Source organism: Roseateles rivi, from assembly GCF_043555845.1.
Classification (GTDB): Bacteria; Pseudomonadota; Gammaproteobacteria; order Burkholderiales; family Burkholderiaceae_C; genus Roseateles; species Roseateles rivi.
Genome location: NZ_JBIGHZ010000006.1, coordinates 136,102 through 155,155 on the forward strand (window position 1 = coordinate 136,102; position 19,054 = coordinate 155,155).

The following is a 19,054-nucleotide window of genomic DNA, read 5'->3' on the forward strand; positions in this document are numbered from 1 at the left end:
GGCTTAAGGTGCGGCCTGTGGTGCACCGGTGCTGCGCCCTGGGGGCAGTTGCAGCAAGACCACCAGCGCGCCAGCGCCACCTTCGCTGGCCTGGGCCTGCACAAAAGCGAGCACCTCTTCTTTTTGCACCAACCAGCGCTGCACCTTGCTTTTGAGCACAGGTTGGCGCCCGGGTGAGCCCAAGCCCTTGCCATGCACCACCCGCACGCAGCGCAAGCCCTGGCGCGTAGCGGCCTGGATGAAATGCCCCAGTGCTTCGCGCGCTTGATCGCGGCGCATGCCGTGCAAATCCAGCTGCGCCTGGCGTGTCCAGTGGCCGCGGCGCAGCTTGCGCAGCGTCTCCTCGCTGATCTCGGGGCGGCGGTAAGACAGGGTGTCGTCCGTCTCCAGCAGGCTGTCCACGTCAAAGTCGTCAGACAGCGCCTGCAGCCAAGCCTGCTTTTCATCCGCCTCGCGCTGCAGCGGCAGCGGCGCTGGCGGCTCGGGCCGGTGCAGCACGCGCGCGCTCACCGCCAAGGCTTGCACCGGCCCTACCGTGTGCTCAAACAAACGCGCTTCGCGCAGAGCTGCCGCGCGCTCGCGAGCTAGGGCGGCCTCTCGTTCCTGGGCCAAGCGCTGGCGTGTGGCCAGTTCTTGCTTGAGCGGGCGCAGGTCCTGCAGGCTTTTGATCGCGGTGGAGCGGTGCTTGGGGGCGGGGGTGGTCACAACAATCCTCGTTCGGCCATGGAGGTGACCACGCCTGAGCCCACCACAAAGTGGTCCAGCACGCGCACATCCACCAGCGCCAGTGCTTGGCGCAATGCCTGGGTCAGGGCCTCGTCGGCTCGCGACGGTTCGGCCACGCCCGAGGGGTGATTGTGCGCCAAGATCACCGCCGCAGCGCTCAGCGCCAGGGCGCGCTTGACCACCTCGCGCGGGTACACGCTGGTTTGGGTGAGGGTGCCGCGGAACATGGGCTCCATGGCAATGAGGCGGTGCTGGGCGTCCAAAAACATCACCGCAAACACCTCGTGGTCCAGCGCATCGAGGTGCAGTTGCAGGTAGTGCTGAACCGTCTGTGGCGAGTCAAACACCGTGCGCTGCGTCAAGGGCTCGCGCAGCGCGCGGCGCGCGATTTCCAGCACGGCGGCAATCTCGGCACGTTTGGCCGGGCCCAGGCCTTTGACCCGCCCCAGCTCTTCGTGCTCCGCGCGCAGCAAGCCGCTCCAGCCGCCAAAGCGCTCCAGCAGTGCCTGCGCGAACTGCAGCACCGGCTGGCCGGCCATGCCAGTGCGCAAAATCAGCGCCAGCAACTCCGCATCGGCCAGGGCCGAGGGACCGCGCGCCAGCAGTTTTTCGCGCGGACGCGCGTCTTCGGGGATGTGGCTGATGGGCATGGCAAGGAACTCCTCCTGTTTGCCGCGTTCGGGGTGGGGCGACACCGCCTAAAATCGGCCCTCAACCCAGACAGCCGCTCTTTTGAGCGGGGAATGCTTTTTGTGAATCTCGTTCAACCAGGCTCCTTTCTAACCCTGCACTACCGGCTCAGCGGGCCCGGCGGTGCCGATGTGATCAACACCTTTGGCGACAAGCCCGCCACGCTCTCCTTGGGCTGTGGTGAGCTTGCGCCAGCGCTGGAGCAGCGCCTGCTGGGTTTGGCCGAAGGTGCGCATTGCCACTTCGATCTGGCGCCCGGCGAGGCCTTTGGCCCGCGCAACCCCGAGATGCTGCAGCGCGTGGCGCGCAGCTTGCTGCGCCAGCTGGGCGACCCCGACGAGGACTACCAGCTCGGCGACGTGGTGCAGTTCCCCACGCCAGACGGGCAGGGGCACTACGCCGGTGTGGTGTGCGGCCTGGAAGCCGAGGACCTGCTGTTTGACTTCAACCACCCGCTGGCCGGGCAGGCGCTGCGCTTTGAAGTGCAGCTGATCGGAGTGCTGTGATGACGGCCCCTGACAAAGACATCTTGCTGGCCGAGCCGCGTGGGTTTTGCGCCGGGGTGGACCGCGCCATCGAAATCGTGGAGCGCGCGCTCACGAAGTTCGGCGCGCCCATTTATGTGCGCCACGAAATCGTGCACAACACCTATGTGGTGAACGACCTCAAAGCCAAGGGCGCGATTTTTATCGAAGACCTGGCCGAAGTGCCCGCCGGTGCCACGCTCATCTTCTCGGCCCACGGCGTGAGCCAGGCCGTGCGCCAGGAAGCGGCCGCGCGCGGCTTTCAAATCTTTGACGCCACCTGCCCCTTGGTCACCAAAGTGCATGTGGAAGTGGCCAAGCTGCGCAAAGAGGGCTACGAGTTCATCATGATCGGCCACAAGGGCCACCCCGAGGTGGAAGGCACCATGGGGCAGCTCAGTGATGGCATTTATCTGGTCGAAGAGGTCTCCGACGTTGCCCATGTGCGCGTGAATGACCCCAGCAAGCTCGCCGTCGTCACGCAAACCACGCTCAGCGTGGACGACACGGCGCAAATCATCCAGGCCGTGCGCCAGCGTTTCCCGCTGATTCGCGAGCCCAAAAAGCAAGACATTTGCTACGCCACGCAAAACCGCCAGGACGCCGTGAAGGTGCTGGCGCCGCAGGTGGATGTGGTCATCGTGGTCGGCAGCCCCACCAGCTCCAACAGCAACCGCCTGCGCGAACTGGCCCAGCGCCTGGGCACGCCCGCGCACATGGTGGACGCCGCTGACGATTTGCGCCCCGAGTGGCTTGAGGGCCGCGCACGCGTGGGCCTGACCGCCGGTGCTTCGGCGCCCGATGTGCTGGTGCAGGCTGTGATTGCGCGGCTGCGCGAACTCGGCGCCACCAGCGTGCGCACACTGCCCGGCGTGGAAGAGCATGTGCGCTTTCCGCTGCCGCTGGGGCTGGGCGACAAGTCCATGGCCGAGGTCACCAGCGACCGATCTTGAGCCCTCCCAGTGCTGGGCGCGGGCCTGATGGCCCGTGCAACTTCCTGACTGCCCGCGGGCTGAACGCCAAGCCTGACGTTCGCCCCCCAAAAGACTCCAAGAACATCTGAGGACCCCACGCCATGTTGGACATCACGCTGCTGCGCAAAGACCTGGACGCCGTCGTTGCCCGCCTCAACGCTCGCAAATCTCCGCAAGCCTTTTTGGATGTGGCCCGCTACCAAGCTCTGGAAGCCGAGCGCAAGGACGTGCAGACCCGCACCGAGGAGCTGCAAGCCCGCCGCAACAGCCTCTCCAAGCTCATCGGCATGAAGAAGGGCAAGAAAGAAGACGCCAGCGCCGAAATGGCCGAAGTGACGGGCATTGGCGACGCGCTCAAAGCCGGTGCAGAACGGCTCGAGGCCATTCAGGCTGAACTCAGCGTCATGCTCATGAGCGTGCCCAATCTGCCCCACGACAGCGTGCCACTGGGCTCTGATGAAACCGGCAATGTCGAGGTGCGCCGCTGGGGCACGCCGCCCAGCTTTGATTTCGCGCTCAAAGACCACGTCGATCTGGGTGCACCGCTGGGCTTGGACTTTGAAACCGGCGCGCTGCTCAGCGGTTCGCGCTTCACCTTCATGAGGGGCCCCGTGGCACGCCTGCACCGCGCGCTGGCGCAGTTCATGCTGGACGTGCACACCACCGAGCACGGCTATACCGAGTGCTATTCGCCCTATATCGTGAACCGCGAAATCCTTGAAGGCACGGGCCAGCTGCCCAAGTTCAAGGAAGACATGTTCTGGGTGCTGCGCGGTGGTGACGAGGCCGCGGCCGAGCAATACCTCATCTCCACCAGCGAAATCTCGCTCACCAACACTGTGCGCGAGCGCGTGCTGGACGCCGCTGCGCTGCCCATCAAGCTCACGGCGCACAGCCCGTGCTTCCGCTCTGAAGCCGGCAGCGCCGGGCGCGACACGCGCGGGCTGATCCGCCAGCACCAGTTCGACAAGGTGGAAATGGTGCAAATCGTCCACCCCGAGCACAGCCAGCAGGCCCTGGAGGACATGACCCAGCACGCCGAAGCCATTCTGCAAAAACTCGGCCTGCCATACCGCGTCATGGCGCTGTGCAGCGGCGATATGGGCTTTGGCGCCACCAAAACCTACGATCTGGAAGTCTGGGTGCCGGCTCAAAACACCTACCGCGAAATCAGCTCCTGCTCCAGCATGGGCGACTTCCAGGCCCGCCGCATGCAGGCGCGCTTCAAAAACGCTGCGGGCAAAAACGAGCTGGTGCACACCCTCAACGGCTCAGGTCTTGCGGTGGGGCGCACGCTGGTGGCGGTGCTGGAGAACTACCAAAACGCCGACGGCAGCATCACTGTGCCGGAAGCGCTGCGTCCCTATATGGGCGGTGTGGAGCGCTTGCAGGCCTAAGCGCAGCAGCGCTCAGTGCGAACTGGGCGCATTGCGCGCAAATTCGCTGGCGACCTCAAAAGTTCCGCTATACTAGCGGGCTTACTCGCAAGCAACCGCCGCGAGCACCGAATCAGGAGAGGTGGCAGAGTGGTTGAATGTACCTGACTCGAAATCAGGCGTACGTGAATAACGTACCGAGGGTTCGAATCCCTCCCTCTCCGCCAAAAAGCGCCTTGTGAACCAAGGCCATCAAAACCCGCCCAGTGCGGGTTTTTTCATTTCTGGCGCAGCGCTTTGCCCGGCGGTGTGGCGAGGCAGTGGAGTGGCCGTGAGCTGCGGCTTGAATATCGCTTACAAAGGCAGCAACGATCAAGGAGGGGAGCATGCAGGGGCAGCGCTTTGAGCGGTTGGATGCTTTGCGTGGGCTGGCCATGCTTTGGATGACGGGGTTTCACTTCTGCTTTGACCTGGTGCACTTCGGGTTGTGGCGGCAGGACTTTTACCGAGACCCGCTGTGGACTTGGCAGCGCGTGGCCATTGTCAGCAGCTTCTTGCTGTGCGCCGGGTTGGGGCAGGGCGTTGCGGTCGCGCAGGGGCAGTCGCTGACGCGTTTTGCGCGGCGCTGGGCGCAGGTTGCGGCAGCGGCGCTGTTGGTGAGTGTGGGCTCGTGGTGGGTGTTCCCGCAGTCCTACATCTACTTCGGCGTGCTGCATGGCATGGCGGCCATGTTGCTGTTGTTGCGCCTGGGGCTGCTGCGTCTGCCCACACCGGTGCTGCTGGCGCTGGCGCTGGCCGCGCTGCTCGCACCGCCGCTGTGGGCGGCTTGGGGCACTACCGCCCTGGACGGGCGGGGGCTGAATGCGCTGGGGCTCATCAGCCGCAAACCCGTGACTGAGGACTACGTGCCCGTGCTGCCGTGGCTGTCTGTGCTGCTGCTGGGCTTTGTGCTGGCGCGCCAGGGCCGGGTGCGGGCATGGCTGGCGGCACCGCTGCCGCGTGCTGGCCACGCCCTGGCGGGGCTGGGGCGTTGGTCGCTGAGCTACTACCTGCTGCACCAGCCGCTGCTCATGGGCTTGCTGTGGCTGGTGTTGCAGCTGGGCGCGCGGCCCTGAGCCGCTGTAGCCTCAGGGGCAAGCCAAAAAACAAGCCGGGCGCGACTGCCCTGGCTGCGACAATCGCGCCCCATGAGTGCTCAACAGATTCTTTTCGGCTTTCATGCCGTCACCGTGCGGCTCAAGACCGCCCCGCAGTCCGTGTTGGAGTTGCATGTGGATGCCACGCGGCGCGACCAGCGCATGCGCAGCTTTTTGGACAAGGCCCGTGAGGCTGGGGTGAAGCTGGTGGAGTCTGACGACGCGCGGCTGACCAAGCTGGCTGGGGCGCCGCGCCACCAGGGCGTGGTGGCGCGCTGCAAGGCGCTGGTGCAGCAGCATTCGCTGGACGATGTGCTGGACGGCGTGGAAGGTCCGCCGCTGGTGCTGGTGCTCGATGGTGTGACCGATCCGCACAACCTCGGCGCTTGCTTGCGCGTGGCCGATGGGGCTGGTGCGAACGCGGTGGTGGCGCCCAAAGACCATGCCGTGGGCCTCAACGCCACCGTGGCCAAGGTGGCCAGCGGTGCGGCCGAGACTGTGCCTTACCTGATGGTGACCAATCTGGCGCGCACGCTGGGCGAGCTCAAGGAGCGCGACATCTGGGTGGTTGGCACTTCAGACCAGGCTGAGAAGACGCTCTACGAACTGGACCTCAAGGGCCCGGTGGCCCTGGTGCTGGGGGCTGAAGGGGCGGGGTTGCGCCAGCTCACGGCCAAGACCTGTGACGAGCTGGTGCGCATTCCCATGCAGGGCGCGGTGGAGAGTCTCAATGTCTCGGTGGCTGCGGCGGTGTGCTTGTACGAGGCGCGGCGCCAACGGGGCTGCTGAATTTTCGCTTGCCAGGGCAGCGAGTCTTGTCTATTTTCTGAACCATGCCTGTCATCCAAGTCCTGCACCCTTTGGTGCAACACAAGATCGGCCTCATGCGCGAGGCCGACATTTCAACCAAAAAGTTCCGCGAGCTCACCGGCGAGGTGGCCCGGCTCTTGGCCTACGAGGCCACGGCCGACTTCCCGCTGGAGGGCGTGCGCCTGCAGGGCTGGTGCGGGCCGGTAGAGGTGCAGCAGATTGCGGGGCGCAAGGTCACGGTGGTGCCCATCTTGCGCGCGGGGCTGGGCATGCTCGACGGCGTGCTGGACATGATGCCCAACGCCAAGGTCAGCGTGGTGGGCCTGGCGCGCGACCACGAAACCCTGCAGCCGGTGAACTACTTCGAAAAGTTTGTTGGTCAGCTCGAAGAGCGCACTGCGCTCATCATCGATCCCATGCTGGCCACGGCGGGCTCCATGATCGCCACCATCGACTTGCTCAAGAAGCGCGGCTGCCAAGACATCCGCGCCTTGGTGCTGGTGGCCGCCCCCGAGGGCGTGGCGGCGCTGGAGCGCGCGCACCCGGATGTGCGCTGCTGGACGGCTGCGATTGACTCGCACCTCAACGAGCACGGCTACATCATCCCGGGCCTGGGTGATGCAGGCGACAAAATCTTCGGCACCAAAGACGCCTGAAGCGCGCGCGGCCTACACCCAGCCCAGCGCTCCCACTACGCCACCCACGGCGATGAGCCATAGCAGGCTCAGCCGTGTGCGCAGCGCCAGCACCACGGTAGCGAGCAGCAGGGCCAGCGCGCACCACAGCTGCGGCTGGCGCAGTGCGGCGCTGCCTTGGGTCAGCAGGGCTTGGCCATGCGCCGCGAAATAGGGCCGCGCCATCACCAAGCCGGTGGTTAGCATCAAACCCAGGGTGAGGGGTTGCAAGCCCAGCGTGAAAGCGCGCACGCCGATGTGCTGCTGGTGCTCGCGCGCCCAGCGCGTGGCCACGAGCACCAGGGTGGCCGAGGGCAGCATGATGCCGCTCATGGTGGCCAGTGCGCCGGGCAGGCCCGCCACCTGAAAACCCAGCACCGCCACGAACAAGATATTGGGCCCCGGCGCGGCCTGGGCCAGGGCAATGCCGCCGCTGAACTGGGTGTCGGTGAGCCAGCCGCGTTCTTGCACCAAAAAGCGGTGCATCTCTGGCGCCGTGGTGATGGCCCCGCCGATGGAGAGGAAGGACAGCATCAGATAGTGCAGCCACAGCGCTTGCAGCTGGGCGCCGTCGGGCTGAATCAGGCCCAGGGTGTGCAGCAGTTCGTTCACGGCGGCGGCTCCCCGGTCGTGGCCAGGGCGCGCCAGGTCAGCGCCATGCCCAGGCCGCCCAGACCCAGCAGCACCAGCACCAGCGGCACATGCCAAAGTAGCGTAGCCGGCAGCACCCAAGCACCCAGGGCCAGCGCATAGCCCCAGCCCAGCGGGTGACGGCGCAGCGTGGGCAGCAGCTTGAGCCCGGTGGCCAGCACCAGGCCCGCAGCCACCAAGCCCATGCCGCGCAGGGCACCGGCCAGCCAGGCGTTGTCGCCGTGCTGCAGGCCATGGCCCACCAGGGCAGCCAAGCTCAGCACCACCACGGAGGGGATGGCCAGCATGCCGCCCAGGGCGGCAGCGGCACCGCGCCAGCCAAAGAAGCGGTCGCCAATCATCATGGCCAGGTTGACGATGTTGGGGCCGGGCAGCACCTGAGCTACAGCCAGCAGCTCGACAAACTCTTGCTGCGTCAGCCAGCCCAGGCGTTCCACCAGCTCGCGCTGCGCGATGGCGATGACGCCTCCAAACCCCTGCAGCGCCAGCCGCGTGCAGGCCCAGAACAAATCGACCGGGCGGCGCGGTAGCTGTGGGGCTGGGGCGGGTGGGTTCAGCGCAGGACCTTCAGGGCGTCGGGGTTGACGATGTTGCTGGGCTGGCCTTGCATATAGGCCCGCACATTGTCGAAGGCGGCGTCAAAGTAGAGCTCGTAGCTGTCGCGTTCCACATAGCCGATGTGGGGCGTGCAAATGGCGTTTTCCAGCCGCAGCAGCGGGTGGCCTTGCAAGATGGGCTCGGCCTCGAAGACGTCGATGGCAGCCAGCCCCGGGCGACCGCGGTTGAGCGCGCTGACCAAGGCGCCCTCAGTCAGCAGCTCAGCGCGCGAGGTGTTGACGAAGATGGCGGTGGGCTTCATACGCACCAGGTCTTCTTGGGTGACACAGCCTTGGGTGGCCTCGCACAGGCGCAGGTGCAGGCTCAGCACATCGCTGTCGGCAAAAAAGGCCTCGCGGGATTCGGCCACTTGGTAGCCGTCAGTCAGGGCGCGCAGGCGTGAGCTCTCGCTACCCCACACCTGCACCTCCATGCCGAATGCACGGCCGTAGCCCGCCACCAGCTGGCCGATGCGGCCATAGCCCCACACCCCCAGGCGCTTGCCGCGCAGCACCACGCCCAGTCCGAAGTTGGGTGGCATGGAGGCGGCTTTGAGCCCGCTTTGCTGCCAGGCGCCGTGTTTGAGGTTGCCGATGTACTGGGGCAGGCGGCGCGCGGCGGCCATGATCAGCGCCCAGGTGAGCTCGGCCGGTGCGGCCGGTGAACCCTTGCCCTCGGCCACCGCAATGCCCAGGCGCGTGCAGGCTTCCAGGTCGATGTGGCTGCCGACACGGCCGGTTTGTGCAATGAGTTTGAGCCGGGGGAGCTTGTCCAACAACTGGCGGCTGAATTGGGTGCGCTCACGGATGGCGACGATGATGTCGGCATCGCGCAGCCGCACCGACAACTGGCCTATGCCCTTGACGGTGTTGGTGTAGACCTTGGCGTTGAGGGACTCCAGCTTGCGGGCGCAGTCGAGCTTGCGCACGGCATCCTGATAGTCGTCGAGGATGATGATGTTCATGGCGTCGGGCCAGATTGTGCCCGAGCCCGGTGCTCGCACTTGGGTGCCTGTGCCCCTGGTGTTGGCGGTTTGTGCTAGGCCTTGCCGTGCGGGCGCCACAAGCTGGCCGCCTTCACCCTCAGTTGGGTGGGCTGGTGCGCTGGAGTTCCCGCGGCAGTTGCTTGAGGCGGCGCTGCGCTTCGCCCTGGCTGTGGGCGCGCGCAATTTCGGTGTATAGCGCTGTGCGCAAGTGCCACAAGTCCTGTGCTGTACGCGCACGGGTGATGTTGCAGCGCAGGGTTTGCACGCTGCCGTATTCATGCGGGGGCACATCCTGCAGGGCGTCACGACAGGCTTGCTTGAGCGCCATCAGGTGCTGGTTCTGAGCAGCGGCATCCGTGCCTGAGGCTTTGCGCCGTTCGCTGGGCAACCAGCGCAGCAGGCTGCTGATGATGGTGTCGCCGCTGCGGCGCTTGCTGCCCATGCCCAGGGGCGTGGACGGCGCGGCCCAGCCGGCTTTGGCGGCGCCAGCGGCCTCGGCCAGGGCGTGGTCGGTGTCGTAGACGCTGCTGACTTCGGGCAGGGCGTCGATCAAGGTGCTGCCCTCCCACAAACTGGCGGGGCCGCTTTGGCTGGGTGATCCTGCGTTCCTCATGTGCTCCATGGCGCTTCTCGACCTCGGGGTTGTGACAACCGGGATGGCGGCAGACTGCTAACCAGGACGGGCCTCTTGTGCTGCATGGACCCGTTGCACTCGCTGTGGTGCTCCATGAGGCGGAATCTTCAAGTCCACCCGAGGGTGGCAAAGCCGTGAAAACTGGCACATCCAACGGCTAATTCGGCACGCAAGGGCATGGCTTGACGCTGCGCGTGGCCAAAGGCGTGAAGAGTTGGCAGGGGCTGGGCATAGGTGCTGGGGCGCACGAATGCAAACTTCAATTAACCCGGTGTTTGCCCTGTACTTGAGGCCATGGCGGGGGCGGGGGCGCTCCTAACATCAGTCACAGACCACGCTTGGCCCAAAGCGGGCGGCGTGCTTGCCGCTGCGCGCGCCTTGCAGCGCGTCAACATCAAACACAGGTGCAAAGTGCCTATGGACATCGCAACGCCAAGCCCACAAACACTCAGCGTTCCCGCAGCGCAGTCGGCCATGCTGGAGCAATGGCTGGGGCAGGCCCGCAGTGGCGGCATGTCGCTGGGTGAACTCATGGGTGCAGCCCAGGAGCTGCAGCTGCGCGGCTTGCTCGACGCGGCGGTGCAGCTCTACGAGGCCTGGCTGCTCACGCACAGCAGCCCCGCACGCGTGGTGGCGCTCTACAACCTGGGCACGGTGCTGGGCCAGCTGCACCAGGCCGAGCGCGCTGAGGCGGTGTACCGCGAAGCGCTGGCGCTCAAACCTGATTTCGCACAGGCGCGGCTCAACCTCGGTCACCAGCTTGAAAACCTCAAGCGGCCCGAGCAGGCTTTGCAGGAGTGGGGCGAGGTGGCCGACGAGCGCTCCCCCCAAGACCCGATGGGTTCAGACGCGCTGGAGCTGCGCCTGCATGCCATCAACAACATGGCGCGGCTGCTGGAGCAGCAACGCCGCTACCCCGAGGCCGAAGCGCGCATGGTGCAAAGCCTGCAGCTCAAGGCGGCTCAGGGCGATGTGCTGCAGCACTATGTGCACATCCGCCAAAAGCAGTGCGAGTGGCCGGTGTACCAAAGCGTGGGTGCGGTCACCCCCAACCAGATGCTGGTCAACACCTCGCTCCTGGCCACACTCTCGGCCAGCGACGACCCGGCCGTGCAGCTGCTGGCCGCGCAGCGTTTTGTGTATGAAAAAGTGCTGGCCTACAAAGGCCCGGCGCTGCACGAGGTGGCCTCGGTGCTGCAGCCGCGCACAGGCCGCATTCGCATCGGCTATTTGTCGGGCGATTTGTGCATGCACGCCGTGGGCTTGCTCACTGCCGAGCTCTACGCGCTGCACGACCGCGAGCGCTTTGAAGTCCACGCTTTTTGCTGGAGCAAGGAAGACGGCACGCCGCTGCGCGCGCGCTTGCTGCAGTCTTTTGACAAGGTCTGGCGCATTGGCGCGCTGGACGACCGCCAGGCGGCCGAGCAGATCGCCCGCGCGGGCATTGATGTGCTGGTGGACCTGCAGGGCCTCACCAACGGCGCGCGCCCCAACATCCTGGCCTACCGCCCCGCACCGGTGCAGGTGAGCTATCTGGGCCTGCCTGCCACCTCGCTGCTGCCGGGCGTGGACTGGATCATTGCCGACCGCTACGTCATGCCCGAGCAATACCTGCCGTATTGCTCCGAAAAGCCCATCTACCTGCCACATTGCTACCAGGTCAGCGACCGCCAGCGCGAAGTGGGTGCCGAGCCCACACGCGCCCAGTACGGCCTGCCCGAGGACGCCTTTGTTTACTGCTCCTTCAACAACAACCACAAGATGACGCCCGAGGTCTTTGGCAGCTGGATGCGCATCCTGGCCGCTGTGCCGGGCTCGGTGCTGTGGCTGTTGGCGGACAACGATTGGGCGCGCGAGAACCTGCGCCAGCAAGCCCAGGCTGCCGGGGTGGATGCGCAGCGGCTGATCTTTGCGCCGCGCGTGGCGCCGCCCGACTATCTGGCGCGCTTTGCTCTGCCAGACCTGGTGCTGGACACCTTCCCCTACAACGCGGGCACCACCGCCAGCGACTGCTTGTGGATGGGCACGCCCATCCTCACGCGCAGCGGGCGCAGCTACATCTCGCGCATGTGCGGCAGCTTGCTCACAGCCGTGGGCTTGCCGGACTTGATCACGCACAGCCTGGCCGAGTACGAGCAGCGCGCCATCCAGATCGGGCTCACGCCCGCGCGGGCGGCGTCCTACAAGCGCTATTTGCGCGAGCACGGTCGCAGCAGCGCCTTGTTCGACATTCCCCAAATCGTTCACGCCATGGAGCAGGAATTCGAGCGCCTGGCGCTCGCGGCGCGTGGAGTTGCCTCATAAACAGACCCATAGTTCCTCATGACCCGGCGGCACGACGATTTCTTTGAAGGCAGCGCCAGCGCCCCCCCAGGGAGCGCGGGTCTGCGCTTGGCCGCACAAAACGGTCAGATTGCCGATCCGGCCCTGGCTCAAGCCAGCGCTGAGGCCACCGCCGATGCGCCACCGCCGGGCGACCCGCTGCTGGCCTGCTTGGCCTGGCTGACCCAGCACCACGGGCGTGGGCGCTCGGCCCAGTCGCTGCGTGCCGGTGCGCCGCTGGAGGCAGGCCCCATAAGCCCGCAACAGGGGGTGCAGCTCATGCGCGAGGCGGGCTACAACGCCGGACTGCTGCGCAAAGGCCTGCACGAGATCAACGACATGCTGCTGCCCGCGGTGCTGCTGCTCAATGGCGGCGACGCCTGCGTGCTGCAGCGGCGGGTGAACGACGCGGGCCAGGCGCGCTTTGAAGTCGTCTTCCCCGGCCCCGAGGCCGCGGCCTGTTTGGCTTCGCCAGCTGAACTCGACGGCGAATACAGCGGCTACCTGCTGGCCGCCACGCCCCGCGCACAGCCCCAGGCGCGCGGCGCCAACGACCCCAGCGCGCTGCTGGCCCAAGACGGCGAGCACTGGTTGTGGGGCACGCTCAAGCGCTTCACGCCTTACTACCGCTCAGCCATGCTGGCCGCGCTCATCAGCAATGTGCTGATGCTGGTGTCCGGCCTGGTGACCTCCATCATTTACGACAAGGTCATCCCCCACCAGGCCCTGGTGACCTTGTGGACCCTGGCCGTGGCCGCCGTGCTGGCGCTGGTGTTCGATTTGTTTGCGCGCCAGTTGCGCGCCCACCTCATTGACCTGGCCGGGCGCAAGGCCGACCTCATCATCTCGGCCAAGCTGTTTCGCCAGACCCTGGGCGTGCGCATGGAGCACAAGCCCGCCTCAGCCGGGGCCTATGCGCACTACCTGGCTCAGGTGGAGATCGTGCGCGACTTCTTCACCTCGGCCACCATGTCGGTGCTGACCGATCTGCCCTTTGTTGTGCTGTTCGTGGCCATGACTTTCATGGTGGGCGGGCAACTGGGCTGGGTGTTGGTGCTGGCCATCCCGCTGATTCTGGGCCTGAGCGTGCTCATTCAAGGCCAGCTGCGCCGCGCCACGCACATGCAGCTGGCCGAAACCGCCGATTTGCACGGCACGCTGGTGGAAGTGCTCGAAGGCCTGGAAGACGTGAAGACCTCGGGCGCCGAGGGTCGCTTTGTGCGCCGCTACGAGCGCGCCAGCGCCATGGCGGCTGAGGCCGGCCTGCGCTCGCGCCATTACGCGAGCTGGAGCAACAACGTGGCCATGACCATGCAGCAGCTCATCAACCTGGTGATGCTGGTGTGGGGCGTCTACCTCATTCAAGACGGGCTGCTCACCGCCGGTGGCTTGCTGGGCGCGGTGATGTTCGCTGGGCGCGCCACCATGCCGCTCTCAGGCATCGTGGGGCTGGCCACGCGCTACCAGGCTGCGCGTGCGGCCATGCGCTCGCTGGACCAGGCCATGAATGCCCCCAACGAACGCGACACCCAGCGCGCCTATGTGCCGCTGCAGCAGTTCAGCGGCCGCATCGGGCTCAACGACGTGGGCTTTGCCTACCCGGCCGCAGCGGGCCAGCAATCGCCCAAGGTGCTCAAGGGCGTGAATCTGCGCATTCAAGGCGGCGAGCGCTTGGCCATTCTGGGCCGCATCGGCAGCGGCAAGTCCACCGTGCTGCGCCTGCTGGCGGGCCTCTACCAGCCCACCGAGGGCATGGTGGAGGTGGAGGGCATAGACCTGCGCCAGATCGACCCGGCCGAATACCGCGCTAGCGTGGGCTTTGTCTCGCAAGAGCCGCGCCTGTTCCAGGGCACGCTGCGCGACAACGTGCTCATGGGCCGCCATGTGGACGCACAGCGTTTGGTGGAAGTGGCCCAACTCACGGGGCTGGACCGCGTGGTGGCCCAGCACCCCATGGGCTGGGATTTGCCCGTGGGCGAGATGGGCGGCTTGCTCTCAGGCGGCCAGCGCCAGCTGGTGGCCCTGGCCCGCGCCCTGGTGGACAAGCCCCAGGTGCTCTTGATGGACGAACCCACCAGCTCCATGGACGCGCAGTCAGAAATGGCCTTTTTGCGCCAGCTCAAAGACGCTGCCTCGCAGTGCACGCTGGTGGTGGTGACACACCGCCCGGCGGTGCTGGAGCTGGTGCGCCGCATCGTGGTGGTGGATTCGGGCAAGCTCGTCATGGACGGCCCGCGCGACCAGGTGCTGGCCGCACTCTCGGGCGTGCGCCCGGCCCAGGCCGCGGCACCCGCCACCCCCACGGACAGCGCGGCAGACGTGCACATGCACCCGGCCACGCAGCCTGTGCAGCGCTCGGCCTCGGTCTAAGCCGCCGACCCGCCGGCCGCAGCAAGAAGCGATATGAACTCATCCTCTGCCATCAAACCCAGCGAAGGGCGGCTGCTGTCCAGCGTCAACCAGGCGCTGCTGGACGAGCCGCTGCCGCGTGTCGTCTGGGGGCTGTACCTGCTCTTCATCGTGCTGGTGGTGGCCCTGAGCTGGGCCGCGGTGGCCAAAGTGGACGAAGTCACGCGCAGCGACGGGCGCATCGTGCCCGATGGCAAAGAGCAAATCATTGCCTCGCTGGAGACCGGCACACTGAGCAAGCTGCTGGTGCGCGAAGGCCAGGAAGTGGAAGCCGGCACGGCGCTGGTGGAGCTGGACCCCACACGCGCCGAGGCCGCACAAAACGAAAGCGAAGCCCGCCATCTGGCGCTGCGCGCCACGGTGGCACGGCTGCAGGCCGAAACCCAGGGCAGGGCGCCGACCTTCCCGCCCGAGGTGCGGGCCAACGCCCGCCTCACCCAGACTGAAATCGAAGTCTATGAAGCGCGCCGCCGCGTGCTGGACGAAGCCGCCGCCAGCATCAACCGCAGCATTGGCCTGCTCGGGCGCGAGCTCAAGCTGGCGCGGGATATGGCTGCCAAGGGCTTGATGTCTGACGTGGAAGTCATGCGCCTGAACCGCCAGGTCAACGAGCTGGAGCAGCAGCGCAACGAGCGCGTGACGCGCTTTCGCCAAGAAGCCAGCAGCGAGTTGGCGCGCGCCCAAACCGAGCTGGCACAGATGGACGAGCAAATGGTGGTGCGCCAGGACGCACTCAAACACACCGTCATCAAGTCTCCCGTGCGCGGGCTGGTGAAAAACATCCGCATGAACACCGTTGGCGGCGTGGTGCCCAGCGGGGCAGCCATCATGGAAATCGTGCCCCTGGGCCCGCGGGTGCTGGTGGAGGCCCGCATCAAGCCGCGCGACATCGGCTTTGTGCAGCTCGGGCAGCACGCGGTGGTCAAGCTCGCGGGCTACGACTACAACGTCAACGGCGGGCTGGAAGGCAAGGTCGAGTACATCAGCCCCGATGCCTTGGGCGAGGCCGACCGCGGGCCGGACGCGCAGTACTACCGCGCCGTCATCGCCACCGAGGTCAGCACCATCGTGCGCAATGGCAAGCCGCTGCCCGTCATCCCGGGCATGACGGCCCAGGTGGAGATACGCACCGGCGAGCGCTCGGTGCTGAACTACCTGCTGCGCCCAGTGCTCAAGTCGCGCGAAGCGCTGCGCGAGCGCTAGGCCCGCAAAGCTCACACAAGGCCGCCAAGCCCGGGCTTTTCGGCCCATCCCGCCAGGCGGGTCCATGCTCAGATGAAGCCTGTCCTCATCGAACGCATTGCCCCCTATGTCTCGTGCTCATTCCACCGCTTTGCGCCGTGCGGTTTGGCGCTCTGTGCCCTCGGGTTCAGGCTGGACCTTGGCCCTCTGTTTGACCGCGGCCCCTCTGGCTGTGGGTGCTCAAGTGGCCACACGTTGCGCGGACGACAGCACCGCCAGCCCAGCAGCCGCCAGCGCGCCCAAAGCAGGAGCAACCGAGGCCCAAGCGCAAGACCCGCGCAGCCAGTTGCTGCAGCTGGTGGACCTCAGCGCGCGGCGCAGTCGCACACTGGGTGCGCTGCAGCTGCTCAATCTCGCGGCCCAGGCTGATGTGGCCGAGGCCCAGGCCCAGCAGCGCCTGCCTACCGTCAACTTGCAAGCCAGCACGGGCTTGGTGGGGCAGCAGCAAAACGGCATCACCACGCAAAAGGGCTTACAGCACCAGGTAGGGCTGCAAGCCAGCGCCTCGCTGTGGGACTTTGGTCGCATGGCCAAGCTCACCGAATGGCGCAGCCAACTGGCCGAATCCGCAAGGCTGGGCCACAGCAATGCCGAGGAGCAGCTGGCGCTGCAGACCGTGTCTCTGGCCCTGGATCGCAGCCGCTACCAGCTGCAAGGGCAGGTCTACCAGCAATACGCACGCAAGATGGCTTGTTTGGTTGACGCGCTGGAGAGCATCACGCGCGCCGACAAAGGCCGCGCCAGCGAACTCGTGCAGGCGCAAAAAAGCTTGCAGCAAGCCGAGCTGCAGCTGGAGATGACGCAGTCGGCCCTGCGCCAAACCGAGGTCAAGCTGCGCCGCTTTGTGGGCGACGAGCTGCCGCCGCCCGTGTCCATGAGCGCTGTGCTCACCCAGCTGCCTGATTTGGCGCAAGCCCAGGCCGATGTGGCCAGCTCCGCCGAAGTGGCTCAGGCCAGCGCCAACGCACAAGCCCAGCGCCACTACGCCGAATCGGTCCAGGCCGGGCAGCGTCCCAGCGTGAGCGTGAGCTTCAACAGCACCTTGATCGGCGGCACGCAGCGCCAGCGCGATGTGGGTGCCACCGTGCACCTGAACGTGCCGCTGCTGCAGCCCGGTGCCGATGCCGCGCTCACCTCGGCGCAGCGCCGCTACCAAGCGGCCCTGCTGCAGCGTGATGAAACCGTGGAAGCCAAGCGCTACCGCGTGATGGAAATGCACGAATCCGCCGCCAGTGCGCTGGACCGTGCGCGGCGCAGCGTTGAAATCCTGCGCAACAGCGACCGCGTGCGCGCTTCGACCTTGCAGCAATGGCAGCAGCTGGGCCGCCGCTCGCTGTTTGACGTCATGGCCTCTGAGGGCGACTACTACAGCACCCGCGTCAGCCACGTCAACGCGCTGTTCGACGCCCAGCAAATCATTGCCCTGATCTGGTCCCAAGGCCGCGGTGTGTTGACGCCGCTGCGTTGAAGGGCTGCAGGGTGGCCGTGCTTCGGTTGACAACTATTGATAGTCTGCCGGATCATGCCGGGCATGAGCACCAACACCATGAGTTTTGCGTTGCCGCAGGCCCTGCGCGATTACGTGGACCACCGCGTGCGTTCTGGCCAGTACGGCAACACCAGCGAATACCTGCGTGAACTGATCCGGCGCGACCAGGAAGAGCAAGCCAAGAAGCGCCTGCGTGAGCTCATTGCCGAAGGCTTGGAATCCGGCGAGGCGCGTCCGCTCACCCCCCAGGTTCGGGCGCAATTGAAAGCGCAGGCCTTGGGTTCACGGCGTTGAAGGCCGCCCGGCTGCGCCCCCTGGCTGAGGCCGATCTGATCTCTGCCACTGAGCATTACGCGGCAGAGGGCGGTGTGGCCCTGGGCGAGCGGTTTTTTGACGCTGCGCTGGCAGCCCTTGAGCCTCTCGAACGCATGCCCGCCATGGGCTCTCCGCGCCTGGGGCAGCTTTGCGAGATTCCCGGGCTGCGCGCTTGGCGCCTGACCGGCTTCCCCCTGCAGTGGCTGTATTTCGAGGCTGCAGACCACCTGGATGTGGTGCGTTTGCTCTTTGACCGCCAGGACATCGCGGCCCTGCTGGGCGATGGGGGCTGAGCCTCCAACTACGGTGCGGCCTTGTGGCTGCTCAAGGCTTTGTGTTCGCGCCAGACCTGGCGCAAAAACGGGTCGGCGATTTGGTAGAGACCATGCCCGGCGCGCATGATGAGGTGGGCGGAGACGAGTTTGTCCACCGTGCCTTGCACCTGCGGGGCGTCCACGCGGGCGTGCATGGCGCCGCTGTAGTCCGCCAGGGCTTGGGTGCGGAACAGGCCGGTGGCGCCGCGCTCGGGGGCGGCGGCAATGCGGTCAAACAGCAGGCGCGCCAGCGGGCCGAGTTCGTCGAGCTGGCGCAGTTCCACATCGGCCACGGTGGAGGCCAGGGTCTGGCAGATGAGTTCAAAAGCGGGGTCGGGCGCCATGCTGGTGTTTTGCAGCTGCACCAGGGCTTTGAGCAGCTCTTCGGGCCGGTGGCCCAGGCTGTGAAAGCCGCGGCTGGCGCAGGCCAGGCTGGGCAGGCGTGCGCCGGGGGTGCTGGCGCGTATGCGCTCGAGCTGCCAGCTCACAAAGTCCTCACCCAGCACCTGGTAGTCCGCCGCCACCGCGCCGCTAAAGGGTTGGGTGCGGCGCGAGGCCATTTCCGTCACCAGTGATTTGTGCGAACCCGTGCCCAAGAAGATGAAGTGCCCGGGCATGTCGGGCCGGGGGTTGACGGCGTCGCGCGCGGCCTTGATGGCGTGCAGCAGGTGGATGCCGTCGTCGCTGAAGGTGGCGTGCTGCACCTCGTCGACCATGAGCACCACATCCACCTTGGCCAACTCCACCAGTTCCACCACGGCCTGCGCCAAGGTGGCACCGCCGGGACTGCCCAGGCCGTCAACCTGAAAGCTGAAGCTCAAGCCCACCGCGCCCAGGCTCAAGCCTTTGAGGCGCTGCAGCAGGCCTGAGCCCGGGCTTTGCAGCTCCACCAGGGTTTGGCGCACGGCCTCCAGCACCAGGGCGCTGGGGTTTTTGCTGCGGTCGCTCCAGAGGTCCACATAGATGACCAGCGCCCCCAGGGCTTCCAGCGCGGGCACCAGATCCTGGCGCAAAAAAGTGGTTTTGCCCACGCGCCGTATGCCCGAGAGGAAGACGCCCGAGCGCAGATTGAGCTGCAGCGCGCTGGGGCGCAGCAGCTGCTGGGCCATGTCGGCGGCGTAGGCGCTGCGCTGGAAGAGCTCGGTGCTGTGGGGCATGGTTTGGCTGGATTTATGTGATTTCCATA

The 19,054-nt window shown here is 66.4% G+C and carries 19 protein-coding genes and 1 tRNA gene; 13 read left to right on the plus strand and 7 right to left on the minus strand.

All coding sequences use genetic code 11. The features are described from left to right. Positions 1-3 precede the first annotated feature (3 nt). Positions 4-705 carry a Smr/MutS family protein gene (locus ACG0Z6_RS15715; RefSeq protein WP_394463116.1) on the minus strand — a complete coding sequence of 234 codons (702 nt, stop codon included), beginning with the start codon at positions 703-705 and terminating at the stop codon, positions 4-6. After that, positions 702-1,376, minus strand: a complete 675-nt coding sequence (gene radC / locus ACG0Z6_RS15720; protein ID WP_394463118.1) for a RadC family protein — start codon at positions 1,374-1,376, stop codon at positions 702-704. The genes ACG0Z6_RS15715 and radC overlap by 4 nt, the downstream gene beginning before the upstream one ends. Before the next feature lie 93 nt (positions 1,377-1,469). On the opposite strand from radC, the gene ACG0Z6_RS15725 reads away from it, so the two are divergent. The 7 genes from ACG0Z6_RS15725 to upp all read left to right on the plus strand — a co-directional run bounded on the left by ACG0Z6_RS15725 (position 1,470) and on the right by upp (position 6,892). Beyond that, positions 1,470-1,922: an FKBP-type peptidyl-prolyl cis-trans isomerase gene (locus tag ACG0Z6_RS15725; protein WP_394463120.1), complete on the plus strand. Its 453-nt coding sequence runs from the start codon at positions 1,470-1,472 to the stop codon at positions 1,920-1,922. Then, the gene (gene ispH / locus ACG0Z6_RS15730; protein ID WP_394463122.1) at positions 1,922-2,893 is read left to right on the plus strand and encodes a 4-hydroxy-3-methylbut-2-enyl diphosphate reductase; all 972 of its coding nucleotides are present in this window, start codon (positions 1,922-1,924) and stop codon (positions 2,891-2,893) included. Before ACG0Z6_RS15725 ends, ispH begins: the two co-directional genes overlap by 1 nt. Before the next feature lie 122 nt (positions 2,894-3,015). Then, complete coding sequence (serS, locus tag ACG0Z6_RS15735; RefSeq protein ID WP_394463124.1) at positions 3,016-4,311, plus strand: serine--tRNA ligase; 1,296 nt, start codon at positions 3,016-3,018, stop codon at positions 4,309-4,311. Positions 4,312-4,426: 115 nt separating this feature from the next. Further along, positions 4,427-4,517, plus strand: a tRNA-Ser gene (locus tag ACG0Z6_RS15740). A gap of 159 nt (positions 4,518-4,676) precedes the next feature. Next, positions 4,677-5,405, plus strand: a complete 729-nt coding sequence (locus ACG0Z6_RS15745) for a heparan-alpha-glucosaminide N-acetyltransferase (RefSeq protein WP_394463126.1) — start codon at positions 4,677-4,679, stop codon at positions 5,403-5,405. Between the two features lie 72 nt (positions 5,406-5,477). After that, positions 5,478-6,215, plus strand: coding sequence for a 23S rRNA (guanosine(2251)-2'-O)-methyltransferase RlmB (gene rlmB, locus ACG0Z6_RS15750; RefSeq protein WP_394463129.1), 738 nt, complete (start codon positions 5,478-5,480; stop codon positions 6,213-6,215). Between the two features lie 44 nt (positions 6,216-6,259). Continuing rightward, positions 6,260-6,892: a uracil phosphoribosyltransferase gene (gene upp / locus ACG0Z6_RS15755; protein WP_394463131.1), complete on the plus strand. Its 633-nt coding sequence runs from the start codon at positions 6,260-6,262 to the stop codon at positions 6,890-6,892. Between the two features lie 12 nt (positions 6,893-6,904). Here the strand turns inward: upp and ACG0Z6_RS15760 are convergent, their stop codons facing one another. The 4 genes from ACG0Z6_RS15760 to ACG0Z6_RS15775 form a co-directional block, all read right to left on the minus strand. Beyond that, positions 6,905-7,522 carry a chromate transporter gene (locus ACG0Z6_RS15760; RefSeq protein ID WP_394463133.1) on the minus strand — a complete coding sequence of 206 codons (618 nt, stop codon included), beginning with the start codon at positions 7,520-7,522 and terminating at the stop codon, positions 6,905-6,907. Then, positions 7,519-8,070, minus strand: coding sequence for a chromate transporter (locus ACG0Z6_RS15765; RefSeq protein WP_394463135.1), 552 nt, complete (start codon positions 8,068-8,070; stop codon positions 7,519-7,521). The genes ACG0Z6_RS15760 and ACG0Z6_RS15765 overlap by 4 nt, the downstream gene beginning before the upstream one ends. Before the next feature lie 44 nt (positions 8,071-8,114). Continuing rightward, on the minus strand, positions 8,115-9,122 hold the full coding sequence (locus tag ACG0Z6_RS15770; RefSeq protein ID WP_394463137.1) for a D-2-hydroxyacid dehydrogenase family protein: 1,008 nt from the start codon (positions 9,120-9,122) through the stop codon (positions 8,115-8,117). A 118-nt stretch (positions 9,123-9,240) separates the two neighbouring features. Next, on the minus strand, positions 9,241-9,756 hold the full coding sequence (locus tag ACG0Z6_RS15775) for a hypothetical protein (protein ID WP_394463139.1): 516 nt from the start codon (positions 9,754-9,756) through the stop codon (positions 9,241-9,243). A gap of 438 nt (positions 9,757-10,194) precedes the next feature. Between ACG0Z6_RS15775 and ACG0Z6_RS15780 the strand changes: the two genes are divergently transcribed. The 6 genes from ACG0Z6_RS15780 (at position 10,195) to ACG0Z6_RS15805 (ending at position 17,847) form a co-directional block, all read left to right on the plus strand. Further along, positions 10,195-12,081 (plus strand): O-linked N-acetylglucosamine transferase, SPINDLY family protein, encoded by a 1,887-nt coding sequence (locus tag ACG0Z6_RS15780; RefSeq protein WP_394463141.1) that lies wholly within the window; start codon positions 10,195-10,197, stop codon positions 12,079-12,081. An 18-nt stretch (positions 12,082-12,099) separates the two neighbouring features. Beyond that, positions 12,100-14,469, plus strand: coding sequence for a type I secretion system permease/ATPase (locus ACG0Z6_RS15785; protein WP_394463144.1), 2,370 nt, complete (start codon positions 12,100-12,102; stop codon positions 14,467-14,469). A 33-nt stretch (positions 14,470-14,502) separates the two neighbouring features. After that, positions 14,503-15,711, plus strand: coding sequence for an HlyD family type I secretion periplasmic adaptor subunit (locus ACG0Z6_RS15790; protein ID WP_394463146.1), 1,209 nt, complete (start codon positions 14,503-14,505; stop codon positions 15,709-15,711). 106 nt (positions 15,712-15,817) lie between these two features. Further along, entirely contained in the window at positions 15,818-17,218 is a 1,401-nt protein-coding gene (locus ACG0Z6_RS15795; RefSeq protein ID WP_394463148.1) for a TolC family protein, read from the plus strand. Positions 17,219-17,281: 63 nt separating this feature from the next. Further along, positions 17,282-17,533 (plus strand): type II toxin-antitoxin system ParD family antitoxin, encoded by a 252-nt coding sequence (locus ACG0Z6_RS15800; protein ID WP_394463150.1) that lies wholly within the window; start codon positions 17,282-17,284, stop codon positions 17,531-17,533. Next, positions 17,530-17,847: a type II toxin-antitoxin system RelE/ParE family toxin gene (locus ACG0Z6_RS15805; RefSeq protein WP_394463152.1), complete on the plus strand. Its 318-nt coding sequence runs from the start codon at positions 17,530-17,532 to the stop codon at positions 17,845-17,847. Before ACG0Z6_RS15800 ends, ACG0Z6_RS15805 begins: the two co-directional genes overlap by 4 nt. Before the next feature lie 8 nt (positions 17,848-17,855). On the opposite strand, the gene ACG0Z6_RS15810 is transcribed toward ACG0Z6_RS15805, so the two are convergent. Then, the gene (locus ACG0Z6_RS15810) at positions 17,856-19,025 is read right to left on the minus strand and encodes an ATP-binding protein (RefSeq protein ID WP_394463154.1); all 1,170 of its coding nucleotides are present in this window, start codon (positions 19,023-19,025) and stop codon (positions 17,856-17,858) included. Between the last annotated feature and the right edge of the window lie 29 nt (positions 19,026-19,054).